This is a genomic window from Pandoraea sp. ISTKB (assembly GCF_001721285.1).
Lineage (GTDB): Bacteria > Pseudomonadota > Gammaproteobacteria > Burkholderiales > Burkholderiaceae > Pandoraea > Pandoraea capi.
This window is the reverse complement of the sequence record NZ_MAOS01000036.1, coordinates 1-20,761: the sequence shown is the minus strand read 5'-3', so window position 1 is coordinate 20,761 and position 20,761 is coordinate 1. Positions and strand designations below refer to the sequence as shown.

The window sequence follows — 20,761 nt, the reverse complement described above, 5'->3', positions numbered from 1 at the left end:
TCAACCTAGGTGTCGGTTCATTAGCTTTAGGTTAATAATTGGCGTCAGCGGCCACGAGATCGGAGGCTGCATCGAATCCGAGCGAGGTACCGGCATGGCAATCGACGACGGCATTACTCTGAAGAAGCTGGAAGTCTTCCAGGCGTTCATGGCCCTGGGCAACATGGCGCAGGTATCGGACGTGCTCGGGCAGAGTACGGTGAGCGTGCACCGCGCGCTCCATTCGCTCGAGACGGGGCTTCGCTGTCCGTTGTTCAAGAAGGACGGCCGGAAGTTGATCCCGCTCGCAACCGCGTACGTGTTCTCGGAGCACGCGGCGCGAATACTCAGCGAATGCGAGACGGGGGTGCAGCGAACGCGGGAGGCGGCCGGATTCACGTCCACGCGACTCAAGATCGGCGGTCTCTACTCAATGACCGTGGGAACGATTCCGCGATTGCTGGTGGGACTGAAAACGCGCAGGCCTGCGCTGGATATCGACCTGACCCTCGGCTCGAACCGCGACCTGCTGTCCAAACTGGATGACGGCTTGCTGGACGCCATCGTGATTGCACTTGGCGAACCGCCGAAAAACCCCGCGATGATGGTCGTGCCGATGTTCGAGGACGATATCCTGTTCGCCGCGCCGCTGGGTTCGCCCTATGCGAAAGAGGCCGCAATCGACCTCAAGGTCGTACGTCATGAAAAGTTCGTGTCGCTGGGCGACGAATTCGCGACGTATCACGACTTCAAATCGGCCTTCGACCTCGCAGGATTCGATCCCGATATCGCGATGCAGGTGGGCGACATCTTTTCACTGATCAATCTCGTGAGCGGCGGCATCGGCTACGCGCTACTGCCCCGGCGCGTTGCCGATTTCAGCCCGAAGGTGCAGTTAATTCCGCTCATCGGGCGATACGCGCGAAGCCAGAACATCGTGCTGATGCTGCCCCGGAATCGCGAACGCGATCCCAACCTGCTCGCCCTGAGTGCGGAGTGCCGCATGCTCAGACGGTAGTCTGCCGACAAACGCTGCCCTCAGCAGGCCGGTGGACGTTTCTCGACCCATCCGGTGACGGCGTCATAGGCGTGGGCGATCTTGAGTACCTCGATGTCCGCGTGCGGCCGTCCGATGATTTGCATGCCCATCGGCAGTCCATGCGGGCCGAAGCCCACCGGCACATTGACGGCAGGCAAACCGGCCATCGTGGGACCAATCACGACTTCCATCCAGCGGTGATACGTGTCCATGGCCCGGTCGCCGATGACTCTCGGCCAATGCTGATCAGCATCGAAAGGAAAGACTTGCGCCGAAGGCAGCACCAGAAAGTCGTAGGTGTCGAACAGTGCCATCACAGCGCGATACCAACGGCTTCGTATGGCCGAGGCCTGATAGATGTCCAGCGCGGACAATTGCAGTCCGCGCTTGATCTCCCAGACGATTTCCGACTTCATCTTCGCTCGTCTTTCCGGCTCCTCATAGTCGGCATATCGCGCGCTGGCCACCGACCATTGACGAAGCGTCAGCCAGCTATGCCATAGCTCGGCCATGGAGAAGTCAGGGTGCGTGGCATCGACCCGGCACCCCAGCGCTTCGAGCTGTTTTAGCGCGGTCTCGCACAGACGGAGGATTTCGGGATCGATCGCCAGGTAGTCGCGGTAGTTGCCTAGCCATCCGATGCGAATGTCGCCGCCATTCAGGCGCAGATCGTCGCCAAAGGCAGGCAGATCGCGCGAGAGCGGCACGCCCGTGTGGTAGCCGGCCTGCGTGCGCAATAACGCCAGCATGTCGGGCACGTTGCGCCCCATCGGGCCGTCGGTTGCCAACTGCTGGAGATAGAGTTCGGGGGAGCCGATCGGCACCACGCCGAAGCTTGGCCGGAATCCGAAAACATTGTTGAATGCTGCCGGGTTGCGCAGCGATCCCATCATGTCGCTGCCGTCTGCAACCGCCTGCATCCGCGTGGCTAATGCGACGGCCGCGCCGCCACTACTGCCACCGGCTGTGCGTGTCTCGTCGTATGCGCACTTGGTCGAGCCGAACACCGGGTTGTAGGTCTGGGAGCCCGCGCCGAATTCCGGCACGTTCGTCTTGCCGATGATGATGGCGCCGGCCTGCTTCATACGAGCGACGGCAATGCCGTCGCTGGTCGGGAGAAAGTCGCGAAACAATGGCGATCCCATGGTGCTGGGAATGCCGACTGTGGCCGAAAGATCTTTGATGGCCTGCGGAAAGCCGTGCATCCAGCCAACGGTTTCGCCGCTGGCGAGTTGCTCGTCGCAGCGCAACGCCTGCGCCATCAACTGTGCTTCCGGTTGCAGCGACACGATGGCATTGACCTTCGGATTGATGCGCCCGATCTGGTCGAGATAGGCCGTCATGACCTCGCGGCACGACACGTCGCGTGCGTGAATGGCCGCGGACAATTCGAGAGCACTGAACTGAACCAGATCCGATGCGCGATGTGAGGCTTTTTTCATTTCGATACGGCGTGACGATTGATTTGCGACTGAGTGTGCTCACTGGCGGGGCTCAAGCTGTGTGCCTCGCGCTTGCGTCCCTTCATGAAGGCGCAACCCAGCAGCCCGATCGGTGCGCAGACCATCAGATAGAACGCCGGGGCGAACGATGAGCCGGTGGCTTGCGTCAGCCAGACCAGCGTGAACGGTGCGAATCCGCCGAAGACCATGACCGCGAGGTTGTAGCCGATAGTCATGCCGGTAGATCGGACGCGAACGGGCAATTGCTCGGCCATGGCGGGCGCCAGTACGCCGCAGACGATTGCGTGGAACGTGCACAGAACGATCTGCATGACGAGCAGTCGTGCGGTACTGGGGCTTTCGCCGAGCCATTGCATCATGGGATAGATGCTCAGAAGCAGGCCGCCGTAGGCAAAAGTCAGAAAGGCGCGCTTGCTGACCTTGTCGGAGAACCAGCCGATGGTCGGTGTCAGGATAACCAGCCAGAGCACCGCAATCATCTGAATCGTGAAGCTTTGATCCGCAGGAATGCCGAACTGTTTGCTCACGTAGCCCGGCATGTTGACCAACACGACGTAGAAGACGGCTGTGCCCGGCACGTTGAGCAGGAAGCTGACGAGGATGCCGCGATAGTTGCTTTTCAGCGACTCGGTGAATGTCTGCGTCGGGGCCTGCTGTTCAGCTTCGAGAAAGACGGGGGTTTCCTCAAGATGCCGTCGCATCCAGATGGCGACGGGGGCAATGGCAAGGCCGGCAAGAAAGGCTACGCGCCAGCCCCAACTCTCCAGACTCTCGGGTGTGAGACTTCGATTCAGCAGCGCGGCCATCGAAGAGCCGACGAGGACTGCGAGAAATTGTCCGAAGAACTGCCACGATGCGTAAAAACCCTTCTTGCCGGGCGGGGCCAGCTCGGTCAGAAACGACGTCGCACTTGCGAATTCACCCCCCGTGGCGGCGCCTTGGAGCAGCCGCGCAATCAGAATGATGACGGGGGCGCCGATGCCGATCGCCGCGTATGGCGGGGCAAACGTGATCATGAGAATGGCCGCGCTCATCAGGTACATGATCATTTGCAGCGCGGGCTTACGGCCGCGCTTGTCGGCGTAAATGCCCAGCAATATGCCGCCGACCGGTCGCATGACGAAACCTGCGCCGAATACGGCGGTGGTCAGCAATAACGACACATAGCGATTTCCGTCCGAAGGAAAAAAGACGGTCGCGATGACCTGCGCCATGAAGCCGTAGATGATGAAGTCGTACCATTCGAGGGCGTTGCCGATGAGCGCGGCAACGACGTTCCTTCGGGTGGTAGGGGAGGGGGCGCTTGTCGCGCCGTGGATTTCAGGGGTGTTCAATGGAAGTCTCCGTTTGCCGTGCTCCGCATCTTTTCGTCGTGTCGGGCGCGTACGAGAAGCGGCGGGCGGCTTATTCATTTTTTGGGCGTGCGTCGGCCCGACCCTGCCGGGCCGGACCTGCGCGTTTCGGCGCGTCGGACTGCGTCAGACGGTGATGGGCTCAAGTCGGGCGAGCAGTTCGTCCTTGCGATTCACGAGCCAGGGCGGAAGCTGGAATTCTTCGCCGAGATGATCGGGCGCTTCGTCGATGGCGAAGCCGATGTCTGTCGTGGCGGCCTCGAACATCACCCCGCCAGGCATCTTGAAATACATTGAACGGAAGTAGTTTCGATTCACCGATTCCGATGTGTCGATGTAGCCGAGCGCCATGAGTTTCTCTTTCAGCGCCATCTGGTCGTCCATGTTGTCGACCGCGAAGGCGACATGGTGAATGGTGCCCTCACCGTAGACGGTCGAGCCTTGCAGGCGGTCGGGCTCGTGCAGGAATTCGACCACCATGCCGGGACCGCCCGTGTGGGTCTCGAAGCGGAAGTAAGGGCCGGACTGTGCCGCCAGACGGAAGCCGATGGCGTCGCTCATGAAACGCACCGACTCTTCCACCTCCCGCAACGACAGCGTGATGCTGTGCACGCCACGAATGGCATACCTCGTCGGAATGTCATTGGCGACGCAGGGCTGGCGCGTGTCGAGGTCTGTCTCGACCAGATCGAATTCGATGCCGCACGGGTGTTGGAAACGCTGTCGGCGCTCGCCAAAGCGCTTGGTCATCTCAGCGGCGAAGGCAATGCCTTTGGCCGTGAAGCGCTCGCGCCAGAATTCGAGGGAATTCGACGGCACCGAGTAATTGATGAACCTGACCTGACCCGAGCCTGGGCGTGCCATCACGCCGCGCTGGCGGAACGGAAACGACGTCACCAAAGTCCCCGGTTCTCCGTTCGCGTTGCCGTAGTAGAGGTGGTAAATGGGGTCTTCACCGTCGAGCAACACCGTCTTTTTGACGAGGGTTTGCCCGAGCAATTTGACGTAAAAATCCACGTCTTCCTGCGCGTGCCGCACGCCGGCCGTCAGGTGGTGGAATCCCTTGATGATTGACATTGTCTGCTCCGATGTATCGATATGAAGAGGTGGCGCATGGCGTCCCTGCCGATAAGCTAAATCTCCGGAATTTGCTTGAGAAGGCGTCAAAACCTGCACGGAAGGTTCGCAAAATCCGAACGATGGAATGAGGCGTAGGCGAGCGTTGCTGCGATGACGTAAGATCGTGCTGCCGAGACGCCCCCAGTGTCGGCGCTGCCCGGACGACGAATTCTCAACATCTCTTTCCATGCTCGACCTGAAGGACGTTTATTACTTTGTGCAGGTAGTCGACCGGGGTGGATTCACTTCGGCCGGTGAGGTACTGCGTCTGCCGAAATCGACGCTCAGTCATCGACTCAAAGCGCTGGAAGCGTCGCTGGGCGTTCGTCTGATCAATCGCACTTCCCGACAATTCGCGATGACCGAGGTCGGGGCGGAGTTTTACCAGTACGCCACGGCACTGCTGCGCAGCGCCGAGGTGGCCGAGGAGGCGATGCGTGAGCGCCTGACGGAGCCGAGCGGTGTCGTTCGCATGACGACGGCGGCTGAGATTGCGCAGTTCCTGCTACGTGACGTGCTGCCGGGTTTTCTGGCAAAGCATCCCAAGGTCAAGATCGTCGAGACGTCCACCGACAGGCTGGTCGATATCGTGGGTGAAGGTTTTGATCTCGCGATCCGGGGCCATAGCTCTCAGTTGCAGGATTCCAATCTCGTTCAACTCCCGCTTGCGCGTGCGCCCTGGTACTTGTTTGCGGGCGCCAGATATCTGACCGAGAATCCACCGCCAGAGGTGCCGCAGGATCTGTCCCGACACGCGATCGTTGCGCTGTCAGGCAAGGGCGTGGAGCAGTGGCAACTGGCGGGTCCCGACGACCTCGTTGCGGTCGTGCCGATCGAACCCAGATTTCAGAGCAACAACCTGATCTCGTTGAAAGAGGCCGCGTGTGCGAATCTGGGTATCGCGGCATTGCCCGGCTACATCTGCCAGTCGGAATTGACGGCGGGAACGTTGCGCAGAGTCCTTCCCGGCTGGATGGCGGCGGATGCCAGGATCACGGCGCTGGTCCCGTATCGAACGGGACTCATGCCGGCCGTGCGCGCGCTGCTCGACTATCTCGCGATTGCATTGCCTTCGCTGACGGCGTTCGAAAGCGGCGAGACCGATCGGGCGGAACGGTAACCACTCGTGCGCTATCTCGCGTTGTCGTTCCGATTGTTTGCCAAGGAGTCTGTATGAAAAGGCTGCCCGATCTGGAGGCCTGGGCGATTTTCGCCAAGGTAGCGGAATCCGGTTCCTTTGCGCGAGCTGCCAGCGATCTTTCGCTTTCCCAGGCCACGGTATCGAAGGCGATATCGCGTCTGGAGGCCCGCATGAAAACGGTGTTGTTCCATCGTACGTCGCGGCGTATCTCGCTGACCGAGAGCGGTGCTTCTGCGCTGGAAAGCGCGACACGAATTCTTGAGGAAGCCGAAGCGTTGGAAGCGGCCGTCGCGGAAAACTCCACAAGCTTGCAGGGATTGATCCGCGTGGCCGCACCGATGTCATTTGGGATCTCTCGCCTGGCGCCGATGCTCCCCGAATTCCTGGAGATGCATCCCGACGTCACCCTCGATGTTCAGTTCAATGATGAGAAGGTCGATCTGATCGGGGGCCGTTTCGATCTGGCGCTTCGCATCTCGAGCATGGAGAACTCCAGCTTGCTGGCGAGGCGGATATGCCAGGTGCGCGTGCTCCTGGTGGGGGCGCCGAAGTATTTCGAACATCACGGCCGTCCCGAACATCCGCGCGATCTGGCCGATCACCGCGCATTGCAGTACAGCAACTCGCACAGCGGCGAAAGCTGGCGCTTCCACCATGCCGTGCACGGAGAGTACTCGCAGATCGTGCGTGCTCAACTGCACGCCAACAATGCCGACGCCTTGTCGCCAGCGCTACTGGCAGGACAAGGACTTGCGTTGCAGGCGGAGTTCCTGGTGTGGCGGGAGTTGCAGACAGGTGAGCTCGAAGTGGCAATGGAGGACTGGCAGGTCGAGCCCATTGCGCTGCATATCGTGACGCCACCGGGGCGCAGGCGACCGGCTCGGGTTCAGGCGCTCATCAACTATCTGGTCGAGCGCATGACCGATGCGCCATGGGCACACGGTCAGTGACAGATATCACCGGGATGGCGAAAACCTCCCGGTGTCGTACGCCGGCATCCATGCCTTCCCCATCCGTCGGAAGCAACCGACGCGACCATGCTGCAAAAAGAGGGACCTGGCTCTCCAGGCGAGTGTCGTGCGCTTAGCTCGAACCGTCTCCCCTCGCACTATTTAAGATGCAAAAAAAGGAAACCATGAGTTTCCACAATTTCCATTTTAAACATATAGGACTCTCCCTAGAATGAGTCCTGTCAAAGTTCAGCGCTGTCTTTTCACGGATCCGGTGGACTTTCGATGGCCCATTTAGGCGGGGTCCGCGCACACGCGTCACGTTGCCAATTTCATTTCCAAAGCAGAGATTAAGATGAAGAAATTAATGCAAGTGCTGGCCGCTCTCGCGGTTGGTATTTCCTCGGTGTCGGCAATCGCCGCCGGGGCTAGCCCCAAGCTGTTGACCCCGGAAAATTCGGCCATCATCCTGATTGACCATCAGCCGCAGATGTATTTCGGCGTGGAAAGTCAGGACCGTCATATGTTGATGAATAGCGTGGCGGCGTTGGCCGAAACTGCCAAGGCATTCAATGTCCCGACGGTGCTGACTTCCATCACCTCCGCGGGTTTTGCCGGCCCGCTCGATCCGAGCATTACCAAGACCTTCCCGAATACGCCGATCATCGATCGGACCATCATGAATGCGTGGGAGGATCCGAATCTGGTAAGCGCGGTCAAGAAGACCGGCCGCAAGAAGCTGGTGATGGCGGGTCTGTGGACTGAAGTCTGTCTGACGCTGCCGGTGCTGAGCGCATTGGACGAAGGTTACGAGGTCTACATCGTCGTGGACGCTTCGGGCGGTTCGAGCAAGGAAGCGCATGACGCCGCCGTGCAACGCATGGTGCAAGCGGGTGCGCAGCCGGTTTCCTGGATGCAGGTTCTGTACGAATACCAGCGCGACTGGGCACGCAAGGATACCTACAAGGCCGTGACCGATATCGCCCAGAAGTACGGTGGCGCTCACGGGTTGGGCATCTTCTACGCCAAGTCCATGTTCGGCGCGCAAGAAGGCAAGAAGTAATCAGATAGCTCGGCTCGTCATTCGCGAGCTGTTGCCATCGAGAATCGGGAGCAAGTCATCTTGCTCCCGATTGGTTTGAAATTCCCGGGTCAGTCAAAACTTGAAGGTCAAGCTTGAGGCGTGATCCCCTTCAAAAAAATCGAGACTGCGGTATCCACCCGTGCTTCGATGTCTTGCGCGCTCACCTCGATGCCCGCCACCGCGCGAAACTGAAGATCCGACACCAGTGAGTCGCAGAAAACCGCAGCACACACCCGCGGAGCGTTCATCACCAGTCGATCACGCTCGGCTCGCTGCAGCAGTAGTTGCTCCAGCGTTTCATAAGCGGCCTCAGGCCCAAGTCGGACGAACGCCTTAGCGAAGTCCGGATAACGTATCGCTTCGCTCATTACCAGACGCTGTAGTGCGATAACGCGTGGGGTGAGCAGGAATGTCAGGAAAGTCCTGGCGAAAGACCGCAGCGCTTGCTCGAGCGTGGTGCCGTCAGCGGGAATGGCGCGAAGCGGCGTCATGATGTCGTCGCAGATGCGTGCGAGGACTGCGCGGAACAAACCCTCCTTGTCGCCAAATTCATTATAGAGATCGCGCTTGGATCCTCCGGCGCGGGACATGACCGCGTCGATCGAAACGCCCGCGAAGCCGTTCTCCAGGAACAGCTCAGTGGCGGCTCTGAGCATTTCGCCTGTGCGGTCGTTGGCAAGCGAGGGCGGAGGGGAAGCTTTCGACATTCGGGTACTCATTATTCGTTTCCACGATGGCCATGGTGCCCTTGGTCAACGGTGGTATTTCACATTACCAAGTTATCGGATATTATCCGCTCTGCTTGGTAATTTGAATTACCAATCGTGACCAACGCTTCCTGGAGGTTGAAATGAATGAAATGGCAAGTGCAGTGCTGGGCAGTCCTGTGCTCATGGTCGCCGCGCGGGTGATGTTGGCATCGTTCTTCCTCATCGCCGGAATCTTCGGCGTTTTCAATTTTTCTTCGGTCGTGCAGGAAGTGATGGCGGTGCACTTACCCGCGCCAAGATTGCTGGCGCTGGCGATCATTGCGACGCAGCTGGTCGGATCGTTGCTATTGATCAGCAATGTTGGCGGACTGGCCTGGTTGGGCGCAATGCTGCTGGCGGGCTTCACCCTGGTCTGCATTCCGCTGGGACACCCGTTCTGGCAGTTCGATGAGCCCAAGCGCACCGCCGACATGCAAATTGCCCTGGAGCACGTGGCCGTTGCAGCCGGGCTACTGATTGCGGCTATCGCAAATGTCCGTTGACGGGGGAAACTTTGACTTCGAGTCGATGAAGATGTTGGCGTCCACACGGCTCCTACGAGCCGGGCTACGCCCACATCAATTTAACGATGGACGCGCTCCTGCGTCAGCGGAAGAAAAACTTAACGCAGTGTCCGGGATTGGGGGACCGCTACACGCCCGCGCGATCTGATGAAGTAGGCGCCGACGGCAAGGAGCGTCCATGCCGTTCCCGCGTAAATCGAAATACGAGATTCGGGGTCGGCGCCGAGCATGTACAGCACGAAGCCGCAGAACACGAGAGAAATCGCGGCGGAAAGATTTGGCGCACGCAAGACGAATCCGGCGTTGCGCTGCGCAAGCGGCACCGCGCGTCGATAGCCGATATGCGTGAGTACGATGAACACCCAGTTGAAAACGACGTTGAACGCGAGAATCGACATCATGGCGCCGAAGGCCTTGTCGGGAATCACGTAGTTCAGGACAACTCCCAGCGCCGTGCAGGCGAGCGTCGCAATCACCGCGCGTCCCGGAATGCCATTCGAGAAAAGAGCGCTGAACGCGCTCGGGGCTTGATCCTGCAATGCCAGATTGCGCAGAATGCGCGCGCCGCTGAACAGGATGCAGTTAAAGCTCGATAGCGCAGCCGTCAGAATGACGAAGTTGACGATCCCTGCGGCCTGCGAGATGCCGATGCGCTCAAATGTCACAACGAACGGACTACCGTTCACGCCGATCTGGTTCCACGGATAGATCGCGAGAATCACGCCGAGCGCCAGCACGTAGAAGAGCAGAATGCGCCAGATGACGGAATTGATCGCGCGAGGAATCGTCGTTTGCGGATTTCTGGCTTCCGCCGACGCGATAGCGATCATTTCTATACCGGCAAAGGAATAGGCGACGATCGGAATCGCGTTGAGCATTCCCGCGATGCCATGCGGCATCCAGCCGTCATGACGCCACAGATTCGCTACGCCTAACGGAACGCCATGGTTTCCCCATCCGAAAACGATGATCGTCATACCGCAAACGATCAGCGCAAGAATCGCGACGACCTTGATGAGCGAAAACCAGAATTCGATCTCGCCATAGACCTTCACCGCCAGCAGATTTAGCAACCCGATGCTTGCAATTGCGCTGAAAACCCATATCCACTGCGGCACATCGGGATACCACATCTTCATGTAGACGGCGACAGCCGTCGATTCTGCTATGCCCACGCCGACCATCGTGATCCAGTAGTTCCACCCCACGAGATAGCCGGAAAACGGGCCAAGATACCGATGGGCGTATGCCGTAAAGGAGCCTTGTGACGGGTTGCGAACCGCCAACTCACCCAAGGCGCGCATCACAAGAAAGATCACGCCGCCGCAAATGCAATACACGGCGAGCACAGCGGGTCCGGCGGCCTTGATAGCCGAGGCGGATCCGAGAAAGAGTCCGACCCCGATGGCCATGCCTAACGCCATGAACGATAACTGGCGGGGGCTAAGTAGTTTTGAATCCTTTGACGTCATAGCGAGAGCTCGCTCCTTGAATTGTCGGGCCTGATTAGAGGGCTAGGCACGGGTCCGCGCGTGCCGTCTCGTGCCAGGCGGCGTCGCCGCTTGCCCGTTTGAGAAAGCACACTTCGTCGCGATGGAGTCTGCGTGATCCAAGCGCTTCGTCTGAGGATTGGATTAGATTTTAAATTTGCGTATACGCAAATAATGGTAAACACCGTCACCCTCCGGTGCGACGGATAATTGCGAATTCACAAATCTCGAGAGGGCGGTGCTCGGCGGGGGAAGGGGGCGGGCAGATGCGGATAGGCGTCAGTACGACGATTGCGGATGTCCCAGGCGGGCAAACGCGATGTGCTCGCTTTCGTCGGTGATGGCGCCGACGACCTTCGCCAGCGTCTTACTTTTCGTGACGTAGGCATGCCCGATGCGGCTGTCGAAGTAGAGACTGTCCCCCTTGCTAAGCCTTACCGTATCTCCGCTCTCGAAGTGCACGTCAATCTCGCCCGACAGAACGAAGACGAATTCGTGGCCGGCATGCCGGGCATAGTCCTGCGGGCCGTTGAATTCGCGGGCATGGACTGTTCCCAGTACGGGTTCGAAAGGCTTGCCGGGTGCATTGGGCGCAAGAAACTCATAGGTGAAAGACAGGCCACGGTACGCAACGCCTTCGCCTGCTCGCGTCACCACGGGGCCCTGAGTCGGCTGCGCCTGGCCTGCGTTGCTTGCGAACAACGATCCAATATCGATGTCCAGTGCTCGCCCCAGCGCAGTGAGGTTTTCGTACCCAAGCGCCAATTGTCCGCGCTCGGCACGAGAGATCGTGGTAATCGACACATCGCACTTTTCAGCCAGTTGGGTCAGCGTCCAGCCCAGGCGCTTTCTCGCGGTGCGCAAGCGTTGCCCCAACGCCGCAGGTGACAGGGCTGTGCCGGACTGCTTTTCGGTATTTGTTTTCGCCTTCACGAAGTATTCGTCCTTGCGGCTATGTTTTGTGCCATCGGCAGCCCCCGTCTTATGAGACCGCTGCGCGGAAACAGCAATGTTGAAATCATGCAATATTTTGCGTAAACGCAAAATATGCTATGGTGGTGCATCATGTTCGCCTCTGGCGAGTTTTTGCGAATACGCATGTGAGTATACGTTTTCGAGGGCTTGAAGCGATGAGAGTCGTAATCGTTGGTGCAGGCATCGCAGGTACGGTAACCGCGCTGGCACTTTCGCGGGAGGGGCATGAGGTCCTCCTCCTTGATGGCGCGGCCGAAGTGGCGCGAGGGGCAAGTCAGGCCAATGCCGGGTTGATTTCGCCGGGACATTGTTTCAGTTGGGCGGAGCCCGGTATCGCAGGCATGGCGCTCAAGTCGCTATTCGGCATGGGCGATGGCATCGGTGTCTGTGCGCCATGGATGCCTTCGCTATGGCGTTGGGGCGCGCTCTTCGCTCGTGAAGGCAAGCGAGATCGTTGGCTTGCGAACTCAAGGGCGGCACTCGCACTTTCCGCTTACTCACGCAATTTGCTGTTTGACGACCGGAACATTCCGCTTGAAGCCTACGGGGGGAGCCATGACGGCATTCTTTACTTGTATGGCGAGAACGATGAACCTGGACCATACGATGTGGCGTTGCTGCGCGAGGCGGGAGAATCGTTTGATAGTCTCGATCACGTCAAACTAATTGAGCGCGAACCGATGCTCGGGTCCGCGTCGGTGAAATTCGCAAGAGGGGTGTTCTGTGCCAACGATGGTACGGGCGATGCCGCGCGTTACGCCGCCGCATCACTGAATCAAGCGCTTAGTTTGGGGGCCGCAGTGCATTTCGGTGAAAAGGCGCTTCGCCTCGAAGTGCGCGGCGACGCGGTGTGCGGTGTCGAGACGACGCATGGGTATTACGAGGCCGACGCCGTCGTGGTCACAGCGGGACTGGCATCAAAGCAATTGCTGGCGACGGCGGGCTACTCGCTGCCCATCTATCCCGTGACGGGCTATTCGCTTTCTTATCATGTTGATGGAACGTCGCGTCCTTGCGTCGGCGCCGTTTCGATTCCTCACAAAGTGGCGTGGGCAGCGTTCGGTGACGCGACGGTGCGGTTCACTGGATTTGCGGATATCGGGGTTCCGGGCCGCGCGAAAGTTGAAGCTCGTTTGCGGGCGCTGAAGCAGTTCGCTGGAAACGTGTATCCAATCGTTCGCAGCATTGAGCCGATACCATGGGTCGGGCAACGCCCCATGACACCCGATAATTTGCCATTCCTTGGAAAGTCCGCTCACAAGAATTTGTGGCTCAACTGCGGGCACGGCGCAATGGGGTGGACGATGGCATGCGGCTCCGCGCGTATTGTCACAGATCTCATTCTTGGCCGTGAAGCGACCATAGACGTAACGCCGTACCGCTGGGACAGGTACGGGATGTTCGGTCGGAGATCGTCGACCGATGCGGTCTGGCCGGCATTAGCATAGGCGGGCTCGTGATTCCTGGCGATGGCTGCGGCGACGGGGTAGCCGACGTCGCTCTCCACCAATGCCAGCGCCAGATCGATGCCTGAGCGCCCCGACATTCGTCAGGGGCCCGTGACGTCAGAGTCTGGCGCCGCCCGTTGCATCGATCACCTGTCCGGTCGTCCAGCGTGCCTCGTGCGAGGCGAGGAAGGTGATGACGTCGGCCACGTCAGATGGTTGACCCACCCGTGAGAAAACCGACATTGCCTCGGCGTTGGCTCGCGCCTCCGGAATGGTGATCCATGCGGCATTCATGTCCGTTTCCGTGACACCCGGCATGACGGCATTCACCGTAATGCGTCGGGAGCCGAATTCGGGAGCCAACGCGAGCGTCAGTGTCTCGAGCGCGCCTTTCGATGCGGCGTATGCCGGATGCATCGGCGCGGCAACGCGAGTGAAGCCGGTGGAAATATTGATAATGCGCCCGTCCTCCCGGATGTGATCGGCAATCGCCTGGATCAGGAAGAACGGCGCTTTGAAATTGACAGTCATCACCTCGTCGAATAGAGGTTCGTCGGTGTCGGACAGCGACGTTGCTGACGCTACGCCGGCGTTGTTGACGAGAATGTCGATATGAGGCCCGCCGGTCGTCGTCATCGCCGCATTCCTGAACTGCTCCCAAATGCTGTCGGCGGCTGCTTTGCCCTCATTCAAATCGGCTTGAATGACAACGGCTTTCGAGCCGATAGCTTCGATTTCCCGCACTGTAGCCTGCGCAGCTTCGGCATGGTTTGCGTAATGCACACCGATGAGTGCCGCCCCCTCCTTCGCGAAGGCCAAAGCGACCGCACGACCAATACCGCGTGAGCCACCCGTTACGAGGGCCACTTTGTCTGTAAGCTTGCCGGGCATCAAGAACTCCTTCGAGATCAAATTAAATAGCGTTCGCTATAATAATGATGCGAAGAAAAAGCTGTCAATTATTTTTATAGGGATCGATATAAAAATGAGTGTGCCAGGCCGGAAGCGAGGTAGACCCAGGCTGTTGGATCGAGATGCGGGGCTTGAGATCGCTGCGAGATTGTTTTGGGAGCACGGATATGAGGGAACCTCGGTTGCCGATCTGACGTCGGCCATGGGGATTCCGCCGCCCTCCCTGTATGCGATGTACGGATCTAAAGACGAGCTGTTTAGTCAGGCGCTCGACTTTGCCAGCGTTCGTGAGACCAAGGTCGGTCTTGAGGCGCTACAAGGAAAGATGGCGGCTCGCGAGGCCGTAACGTTATATCTGCTTGATGCGGCGTACCGCTTCGCGGACCCCGGACGGCCACGCGGTTGCATGGTATCGACCGCATTTCTTCAATACTCGGAGAAGAGTGAGGACGTAGCGAAAGCGGTGGCGTCGCGTCGTGAACTCGGGCTGCAAACGCTCAAGGCTCGACTGGATCGCGCGATCGCGGAAGGTGAGCTCGATCGCGAGACCGATACCGACTCGCTCGCACGCTTTTACGGCGCAGTCGTCCAGGGGATGTCCGCACAGGCCTGCGATGGCGCGTCTGAGGAAACGTTAAAGCGATTGGTGGAAATTGCAATGAGAGCATGGCCCGCGCCTTTGTAGCGGTCTGATCGCACCTGAAGGCATGCTTCGGCACTCACGCCGGGTCGCTCGCGACATAAGTCCGACGATACTGTTGCGGCGTAACGCCCAGCGACATGCGGAACATGCGTCCCATATGCGACTGATGCGAGAAGCCGCATTCGACCGCGACGATCGATAGCGGGGCGTCGGTCCTGGCAATCATCTGCCTGGCTGCCTGGAGGCGGGTTTCCATGATGTAGGCATGCGGCGTCATGCCTAGCGCCCGGCTGAATTCGCGCAGAAATTGCAGCTCGGATTGTCCGGCGTCTGCCGATAGTTCGGACAGCGTGAGCGGCCGCCAGAATTCCTCTTGAATCTTGTCGAGAATCGCTTCCGGAATTCCGCGAAGCACGACGCTACGGCTAGGGATATGCCAGGGACGCAACGCGTTAAAGGCTACCAGCAACTCGTCCAGACGTAACGTATCTCTGTCTTCAGCCAGCAATTCACGGCGTATGGTGAATCCCAGATCGAGCGCCGCATTGTGTCCCGAGGCTTCAACGCGCCGGCCGCATGCCGAGCCCGTATCTTCATTCGGATGCTCACGCCATCGCATGACAAGGTATTCGCCACCCGAACCGGATTCAGAGAACACACGCACACCGGCCGGTGTATAGGCCAATACGCCGGGGAGAATGGAGAAATCCGTCCTTCGATCAGAGTCGATGGCGTGCACGCCCCGCTGACGACCCAGCGAAATACCAAGCGTTTGCGATTCGACGGGATCGTCAGCACTATAGGGCGCGGCTGGGAGAAGCTCGACATTGACGCGTCCTGCCAGTGCGTCGAGCGTGACATGAGCTGTCATCGGCGTTACCCCCACATTAACGATGCCGCAGTCATACGTGCCAGAAATTTCGTGATAGACCTCGATGCCCTCGGCGCGCAAATTGCGAGTGCGTAAACCCTTATAGGAAGGATCTTTTCAGCGCGCAATTGGCCTGATCGGCAGGATGCGTTGGCAATCGAGTGCGAAGCACTATCGCATATTCATTAATGCCGTTCAAGGCTCGGCGACCCGTGCTTTACCTCTTCGAGCATCGCTTGCAATGGAGGTAAGGCGACGCACGTTCCTTTCGCTGACAAGCGCACGTTGTTGAAATTTCTTGATAGACCTCCCGCGAGCCAAAAATGACATTTCGATCATGGCGCGCCGATCATCTTCGTGGCATCTCCGATCGCACCGCCAACGTCAGTCATTCATGCATGACTGACGATGCGATTGCCGCGAGAAATTGACGGCGTCATCGAATGACAAGATCAGCGAGAGGAGCAGGGCGATGGAAGACAGGTTGGACAGTACGGTCGGGCAAAGTACCCGGCTGACGAATAGCTACGATCACCATGCGTCGCACGCGCAGCCGGGCACGCCGGTGAGCCCCCCCGTCTACCGGCAGTCGACGCTGACGTTCGAGACCGTGGCCGAACTCGATGCGGTCAAGGGCTCCGTGTTCACTTACGGTCGGCATGGCAATCCGACGACCCGCCAGATCGAGCGCATCCTTTGCGAGCTGGAAGGCGCGGCAGGCGCGATGCTCACACCGAGCGGTCTGAGCGCCATTACGACGGCCATTTCAGCCGTTCTGCGTCCGGGCGATCACATTCTGGTGGCCGACTCGGTGTACAGCTCGACGCGCGAATTCTGCGATCGGACACTCGGTCGTTGGGGCGTGGAAGTGACGTATTACGCGCCGACGATCGGCGCTCAGATCGGTGCGCTCATGCGTCCGAATACGCGTCTGGTGGTCGCCGAGTCGCCAGGCTCGATCACGTTCGAGATGCAGGATATCCCCGCGCTCGCGCAGATCGCGCATTCGCACGGCGCGTTGCTGATGATCGACAACACCTGGGGAACCCCACTTCATTTTGCGTCGTTCGCGCATGGCGTCGATATTTCGGTGCACTCCGCGTCGAAGTACATCGGCGGGCATGCCGACCTTTGCATGGGGGTGATCCTGGCGTCGGAACCGGTCTACGGAAAAATTCGCGCGTGTTATCGCGAACTGGGGCTGGCGGTGGGGGCTGACGATGCCGCGTTGGCGCTTCGCGGACTTCGCACGCTGTCGGCCCGTCTTGCATGCCATCAGAAAGGGGCGATCAACGTCGCGTCATGGCTGTACGGCCGTCCCGAAGTGGCCGATGTCCTGCATCCCGCACTACCGACGTTTGCGGGTCATGAGATCTGGCGGCGTGATTTCACTGGCGCTTGCGGCCTTTTCGGCGTGTTGCTTCGCGACACCTATGACGCCGCCGCTGTCGTGTCGATGGTGAACCGGCTGTCGCTGTTCGGCCTGGGCTACAGCTGGGGCGGCTTCGAAAGTCTTGTGCTGCCGTGCGATCCCCGTGAGACACGCACGGCGACGACATGGACACACGAGGGAATGCTCGTGCGTCTTCACATCGGACTCGAGAACGTCGACGACCTCATGGACGACCTCGATCGGGCGCTCCGTACCCTGACCCACAAAACAACTGCTTGATACTCCGGGAGAAATGAGATGAATCAAAACCGCGCGAAGTACCTGTCGTGGCTCGCCATCGTTTTGTCGGCGACCACGCTGACGGCAAAGGCCGATCAGCTTGACGACATCATGCGACGAGGGGAATTGGTGTGCGGCGTGCTCGGTACCGACGAGCCATTCAGCTACATGAAAGATCCGAGTACGCGCGAGATCGTCGGCTACGACGTGGATCTTTGCAACACCGTTGCCAGAGGCCTGGGCGTGAAGGCGACGCTCAAGCAGATCTCGGCCGCAGCGCGCATCCCCGAGTTGCAGCAGGGACGGGTGGACTTGATCGCCGCTTCCCTGACGCATAACAAAGAGCGCGAATCGCAGATCGACTTCTCCGTTTCCACGTTCATTTCCGGCCAGAAAGCGATGGTGCGTCGTGACAGTGGTATCCACAAGCTCGCAGATATCGACGGAAAGCGCGTACTGACCATCAAGGGCTCGACGATGGAGGCCAACATCGCGGCGAAGCTCAAGGGTGCGCAGACGATTTCGTTCGATACGAATCCACAGGCGTTGCTTGCCCTTCAGCAGGGCAAGGGCGTGGCTTATGTCAACGACGAAACCAGTCTGGTCGGCAATCTCGTCAAGATCGGCAGCGACGCGAAGGACTACGTTCTGCTACCGGAGTACTTCTCCAAGGAGCACATCGCGCTCGGCATCCGCAAGAACGAGCCGCGTCTGAAAGCGAAGGTGGACAAGATCCTCATTGGCATGGAGGCGAGCGGAGACGCACAGAAGGCGTATGAAAAGTGGTTCGGCACGGGCACGAAAATCAATCTCCCGGTACGTAGCTTCAAGATCGAGACGGACAAGATCGACGACTGAGCGTCGATCAAATTCTCCTAACCAATTCGACGCTCAATGGACTCGACTTTCAACATCTCAACAGTGTTGCACGGGCAATACATTGAGTGGCTCATCAGCGGATTCAGGCTGTCGTTACTGCTTTCGCTGATGGCTTTTTTCCTGGCGTTGCCACTCGCCGTCAGTATTGCCCTATTGCGCTTGTCACCGGTTCGCGGCTTACGGGCCGTGGGCCAGTTCTATGTGGAAACAGTGCGAAACATCCCGCTGCTGGCGCACATGTTGTTCTGGTATTTCGGGGCGCCGCAGATTCTTCCGCACGTGATCAAGGTCTGGCTTTACAGCATGAATGTCGAGTTTGTCAGTGCGTTGATCGCACTGGTGATGTACACGGCAGCTTACATGGCGGAGGACATCCGAAGCGGGATTCGTTCCATCCCGAAAGAGCAACTGGAAGCGAGCCGCGCGCTGGGCTTCGGGTTTCTTCATTCGATGCGGCTGATCGTGCTGCCGCAATCGCTTCGGGTGATTGTGCCGCCGTTGGCCAACCAGACGCTGAATCTGTGGAAAAACTCGAGCATTGCGACCGTGATCGGCGTTGCGGAGTTGATGTATCAGTCGCAGCAGGTCGAGAGCGCAACGTTCCGGGGATTCGAATCGTTCGCGTTCGCGACGTTCGCCTACCTCAGCGTATCGATTCTGATATGTGCGTTCTCGGTTTGGTATCAGCGGAAGTTTCCGGTTAGGAGCGTTTGAGCATGGTCGACGTTTTGCGCAATTACGGCCTGTACTACCTCATTGGTCAGTACCCCAACGGCCCACTCGGCGGGCTGGCGCTCACGCTGCTGCTGGCCGCTGCCGGTCTGGTGCTGGCGGTGCCGGTCGGTGTGATTTTCGGGCTGTGCCGCACGAGCCCGTTCGCAGTGCTGCGGGTGCCCGTCACCGCCCTGGTCTTTGCCGTGAGGGGAACGCCATTGCTGATGGTGATCTTCTGGGCGTATTTTCTGCTGCCGTCGGTGACGGGCCATCGCACGGACCAATTCAGCACGATGCTTGTCTCGCTTGTCATCTTCGACGGCGCATATCTCGCAGAAATCGTACGGGCGGGGATTCAGGGCTTGCCGCGCGGGCAAATGGAAAGCGCCAGGTCGCTAGGATTCAGCTACATGGACGCGATGCTCAAAATCATCCTTCCACAGGCGCTGCGCAACATGCTTCCGTCACTGCTGAATCAGTTGGTGTCGACGATAAAGGAAACCTCCCTCGGCTACATCATCAGCCTGCCGGAGCTGTCATTCATCGCAAGTCAGATATCTGCGCAGGTCGTGTCGAAATCTGTCGAGGTCTATCTGATTCTGGGAATCAGCTACTTCCTCATGTGCTTCGCGTTGACCCGCTCGGCATTCACACTGGAAAAGCGGCTCGCGATTCGCACCGCTTCGTCAAAGGTCTAAAGATGATCAAGATTGAGAGTGTCAACAAGTGGTACGGCGATTATCACGCCCTTGTCGACGTGAGCGAAGTGATTTCCAAAGGCGAGGTTGTGGTGATTTGCGGCCCGTCGGGCTCTGGAAAATCGACACTGATCCGGACGTTGAACCGCCTCGAGATGATCCAGTCCGGCTCGATTCACGTCGATGGAAAAAACATCTATGAGCGTGGCATCGACGTGAATGCATTGCGTAGCAACATCGGTTTCGTGTTTCAGCAGTTCAATCTTTTCCCGCACCTGAGTGTGCTGGAAAACTGCATCATGGCCCCGATGCGTCTGCGTCGGCAGAGCAGGAAAGACGCCGTTGCGTTCGCCATGAGTCTGCTCGAACGCGTCGGCTTGCCAAGCAAAGCGGCGTCGTATCCCTCGCAACTCTCGGGCGGGCAGCAGCAGCGCGTGGCGATTGCACGCGCGCTGGCGATGCGTCCTCCCGTCATGTTGTTTGATGAGCCGACATCCGCGCTTGATCCCGAGATGGTCAACGAAGTGCTTCAGGTCATGAAGGGGTTGGCCAAAGATGGAATGACGATGGTTTGCGTGACGCACGAGATGTCTTTCGCGCGAGAAGTTTCCGATCGCATCCTCTTCATGGATCAGGGCTGCATTGTCGAGCGCGCAGAGCCAAGTCGCTTCTTCCGATCTCCGGAAAGCCCACGTGCCCGGAAATTCCTGGCGGACATCAGGTTGCCGATGAACGACACTTGCCTGTCATCATGAAGACTGAAGTCGTGAAATCAGCGTACACGGCAGGTGCGTGCGAACAGGCCCGCCTTACCAGGATAAGCGGTGCGAGGATGGTGCTCGAAGCGCTTGCGAGGGAAGACGTCGATACGATCTGGGGCTATCCCGGTGGCGCAGTCCTGCCGTTCTATGACGCGCTGGGGCAGCAAGAAAAGATCGAGCATATTCTCGTGCGTCACGAGCAAGCAGCCGTTCACGCTGCGGATGGATACGCCCGGGCGACTGGCAAGGTTGGCGTCGCTTTAGTGACGTCGGGCCCAGGGGTCACGAACGCCGTTAT

The 20,761-nt window shown here is 59.0% G+C and carries 21 protein-coding genes; 13 read left to right on the top strand and 8 right to left on the bottom strand.

The window, feature by feature from the left end; all coding sequences use genetic code 11:
• The first annotated feature begins 94 nt into the window (after positions 1–94).
• Positions 95–997 (top strand): LysR family transcriptional regulator, encoded by a 903-nt coding sequence (locus A9762_RS13675; RefSeq protein ID WP_069342562.1) that lies wholly within the window; start codon positions 95–97, stop codon positions 995–997.
• A 20-nt stretch (positions 998–1,017) separates the two neighbouring features.
• On the opposite strand, the gene A9762_RS13670 is transcribed toward A9762_RS13675, so the two are convergent.
• The 3 genes from A9762_RS13670 to A9762_RS13660 form a co-directional block, all read right to left on the bottom strand.
• Positions 1,018–2,460 (bottom strand): amidase, encoded by a 1,443-nt coding sequence (locus tag A9762_RS13670; protein ID WP_069342561.1) that lies wholly within the window; start codon positions 2,458–2,460, stop codon positions 1,018–1,020.
• On the bottom strand, positions 2,457–3,815 hold the full coding sequence (locus tag A9762_RS13665; protein ID WP_170836236.1) for an MFS transporter: 1,359 nt from the start codon (positions 3,813–3,815) through the stop codon (positions 2,457–2,459). The genes A9762_RS13670 and A9762_RS13665 overlap by 4 nt, the downstream gene beginning before the upstream one ends.
• Positions 3,816–3,959: 144 nt before the next feature.
• The gene (locus tag A9762_RS13660) at positions 3,960–4,910 is read right to left on the bottom strand and encodes a ring-cleaving dioxygenase (protein ID WP_069342560.1); all 951 of its coding nucleotides are present in this window, start codon (positions 4,908–4,910) and stop codon (positions 3,960–3,962) included.
• A 229-nt stretch (positions 4,911–5,139) separates the two neighbouring features.
• Here A9762_RS13660 and A9762_RS13655 point away from each other — a divergent pair, with 229 nt between their 5' ends.
• From A9762_RS13655 to A9762_RS13645, 3 genes are all read left to right on the top strand, one after another.
• Complete coding sequence (locus tag A9762_RS13655; protein WP_069342559.1) at positions 5,140–6,072, top strand: LysR substrate-binding domain-containing protein; 933 nt, start codon at positions 5,140–5,142, stop codon at positions 6,070–6,072.
• Positions 6,073–6,125: 53 nt separating this feature from the next.
• Positions 6,126–7,043: a LysR family transcriptional regulator gene (locus A9762_RS13650; protein WP_069342558.1), complete on the top strand. Its 918-nt coding sequence runs from the start codon at positions 6,126–6,128 to the stop codon at positions 7,041–7,043.
• A 367-nt stretch (positions 7,044–7,410) separates the two neighbouring features.
• Positions 7,411–8,106 (top strand): hydrolase, encoded by a 696-nt coding sequence (locus A9762_RS13645; RefSeq protein WP_069342557.1) that lies wholly within the window; start codon positions 7,411–7,413, stop codon positions 8,104–8,106.
• 107 nt (positions 8,107–8,213) lie between these two features.
• Here the strand turns inward: A9762_RS13645 and A9762_RS13640 are convergent, their stop codons facing one another.
• Positions 8,214–8,834, bottom strand: a complete 621-nt coding sequence (locus tag A9762_RS13640; protein WP_069342556.1) for a TetR/AcrR family transcriptional regulator — start codon at positions 8,832–8,834, stop codon at positions 8,214–8,216.
• Positions 8,835–8,977: 143 nt separating this feature from the next.
• Here A9762_RS13640 and A9762_RS13635 point away from each other — a divergent pair, with 143 nt between their 5' ends.
• A complete protein-coding gene (locus tag A9762_RS13635; RefSeq protein WP_206093580.1) occupies positions 8,978–9,379 on the top strand; it encodes a DoxX family protein in 402 nt (133 codons plus the stop codon).
• A gap of 119 nt (positions 9,380–9,498) precedes the next feature.
• Here the strand turns inward: A9762_RS13635 and A9762_RS13630 are convergent, their stop codons facing one another.
• Positions 9,499–10,872 carry an amino acid permease gene (locus A9762_RS13630; RefSeq protein ID WP_069342555.1) on the bottom strand — a complete coding sequence of 458 codons (1,374 nt, stop codon included), beginning with the start codon at positions 10,870–10,872 and terminating at the stop codon, positions 9,499–9,501.
• 297 nt (positions 10,873–11,169) lie between these two features.
• Entirely contained in the window at positions 11,170–11,916 is a 747-nt protein-coding gene (locus tag A9762_RS13625; RefSeq protein ID WP_371442912.1) for a helix-turn-helix domain-containing protein, read from the bottom strand.
• Positions 11,917–12,020: 104 nt separating this feature from the next.
• Between A9762_RS13625 and A9762_RS13620 the strand changes: the two genes are divergently transcribed.
• The gene (locus A9762_RS13620; protein ID WP_069342554.1) at positions 12,021–13,313 is read left to right on the top strand and encodes an FAD-dependent oxidoreductase; all 1,293 of its coding nucleotides are present in this window, start codon (positions 12,021–12,023) and stop codon (positions 13,311–13,313) included.
• Between the two features lie 117 nt (positions 13,314–13,430).
• On the opposite strand, the gene A9762_RS13615 is transcribed toward A9762_RS13620, so the two are convergent.
• Complete coding sequence (locus A9762_RS13615) at positions 13,431–14,204, bottom strand: SDR family NAD(P)-dependent oxidoreductase (protein WP_069342553.1); 774 nt, start codon at positions 14,202–14,204, stop codon at positions 13,431–13,433.
• Here A9762_RS13615 and A9762_RS13610 point away from each other — a divergent pair.
• Entirely contained in the window at positions 14,182–14,910 is a 729-nt protein-coding gene (locus A9762_RS13610) for a TetR/AcrR family transcriptional regulator (RefSeq protein WP_240493554.1), read from the top strand. The genes A9762_RS13615 and A9762_RS13610 overlap by 23 nt on opposite strands.
• Before the next feature lie 34 nt (positions 14,911–14,944).
• Here the strand turns inward: A9762_RS13610 and A9762_RS13605 are convergent, their stop codons facing one another.
• Positions 14,945–15,820, bottom strand: coding sequence for a helix-turn-helix domain-containing protein (locus A9762_RS13605; protein WP_240493553.1), 876 nt, complete (start codon positions 15,818–15,820; stop codon positions 14,945–14,947).
• A 391-nt stretch (positions 15,821–16,211) separates the two neighbouring features.
• Here A9762_RS13605 and metC point away from each other — a divergent pair, with 391 nt between their 5' ends.
• The 6 genes from metC to A9762_RS13575 form a co-directional block, all read left to right on the top strand.
• Entirely contained in the window at positions 16,212–17,411 is a 1,200-nt protein-coding gene (metC, locus tag A9762_RS13600) for a cystathionine beta-lyase (protein WP_083253909.1), read from the top strand.
• 18 nt (positions 17,412–17,429) lie between these two features.
• Positions 17,430–18,269 (top strand): ABC transporter substrate-binding protein, encoded by an 840-nt coding sequence (locus A9762_RS13595; protein ID WP_069342552.1) that lies wholly within the window; start codon positions 17,430–17,432, stop codon positions 18,267–18,269.
• A 36-nt stretch (positions 18,270–18,305) separates the two neighbouring features.
• Positions 18,306–19,004 carry an amino acid ABC transporter permease gene (locus tag A9762_RS13590; protein ID WP_069342551.1) on the top strand — a complete coding sequence of 233 codons (699 nt, stop codon included), beginning with the start codon at positions 18,306–18,308 and terminating at the stop codon, positions 19,002–19,004.
• 2 nt (positions 19,005–19,006) lie between these two features.
• Positions 19,007–19,702 carry an amino acid ABC transporter permease gene (locus tag A9762_RS13585; RefSeq protein WP_069342550.1) on the top strand — a complete coding sequence of 232 codons (696 nt, stop codon included), beginning with the start codon at positions 19,007–19,009 and terminating at the stop codon, positions 19,700–19,702.
• A 2-nt stretch (positions 19,703–19,704) separates the two neighbouring features.
• Positions 19,705–20,457 (top strand): amino acid ABC transporter ATP-binding protein, encoded by a 753-nt coding sequence (locus tag A9762_RS13580; RefSeq protein WP_069342549.1) that lies wholly within the window; start codon positions 19,705–19,707, stop codon positions 20,455–20,457.
• A partial coding sequence (locus A9762_RS13575) for a thiamine pyrophosphate-binding protein (RefSeq protein WP_256388780.1) occupies positions 20,454–20,761 on the top strand: 308 nt, incomplete at its 3' end. The genes A9762_RS13580 and A9762_RS13575, both read left to right, overlap by 4 nt.

Coding starts and splice junctions, on each gene's coding strand:
- A9762_RS13675 (WP_069342562.1), top strand. CDS start 95: ATGGCAATCGACGACGGCATTACTCTGAAGAAGCTGGAAGTCTTCCAG.
- A9762_RS13670 (WP_069342561.1), bottom strand. CDS start 2,460: ATGAAAAAAGCCTCACATCGCGCATCGGATCTGGTTCAGTTCAGTGCT.
- A9762_RS13660 (WP_069342560.1), bottom strand. CDS start 4,910: ATGTCAATCATCAAGGGATTCCACCACCTGACGGCCGGCGTGCGGCAC.
- A9762_RS13655 (WP_069342559.1), top strand. CDS start 5,140: ATGCTCGACCTGAAGGACGTTTATTACTTTGTGCAGGTAGTCGACCGG.
- A9762_RS13650 (WP_069342558.1), top strand. CDS start 6,126: ATGAAAAGGCTGCCCGATCTGGAGGCCTGGGCGATTTTCGCCAAGGTA.
- A9762_RS13645 (WP_069342557.1), top strand. CDS start 7,411: ATGCAAGTGCTGGCCGCTCTCGCGGTTGGTATTTCCTCGGTGTCGGCA.
- A9762_RS13640 (WP_069342556.1), bottom strand. CDS start 8,834: ATGTCGAAAGCTTCCCCTCCGCCCTCGCTTGCCAACGACCGCACAGGC.
- A9762_RS13635 (WP_206093580.1), top strand. CDS start 8,978: ATGAATGAAATGGCAAGTGCAGTGCTGGGCAGTCCTGTGCTCATGGTC.
- A9762_RS13630 (WP_069342555.1), bottom strand. CDS start 10,872: ATGACGTCAAAGGATTCAAAACTACTTAGCCCCCGCCAGTTATCGTTC.
- A9762_RS13620 (WP_069342554.1), top strand. CDS start 12,021: ATGAGAGTCGTAATCGTTGGTGCAGGCATCGCAGGTACGGTAACCGCG.
- A9762_RS13615 (WP_069342553.1), bottom strand. CDS start 14,204: ATGCCCGGCAAGCTTACAGACAAAGTGGCCCTCGTAACGGGTGGCTCA.
- metC (WP_083253909.1), top strand. CDS start 16,212: ATGGAAGACAGGTTGGACAGTACGGTCGGGCAAAGTACCCGGCTGACG.
- A9762_RS13595 (WP_069342552.1), top strand. CDS start 17,430: ATGAATCAAAACCGCGCGAAGTACCTGTCGTGGCTCGCCATCGTTTTG.
- A9762_RS13590 (WP_069342551.1), top strand. CDS start 18,306: ATGGACTCGACTTTCAACATCTCAACAGTGTTGCACGGGCAATACATT.
- A9762_RS13585 (WP_069342550.1), top strand. CDS start 19,007: ATGGTCGACGTTTTGCGCAATTACGGCCTGTACTACCTCATTGGTCAG.
- A9762_RS13580 (WP_069342549.1), top strand. CDS start 19,705: ATGATCAAGATTGAGAGTGTCAACAAGTGGTACGGCGATTATCACGCC.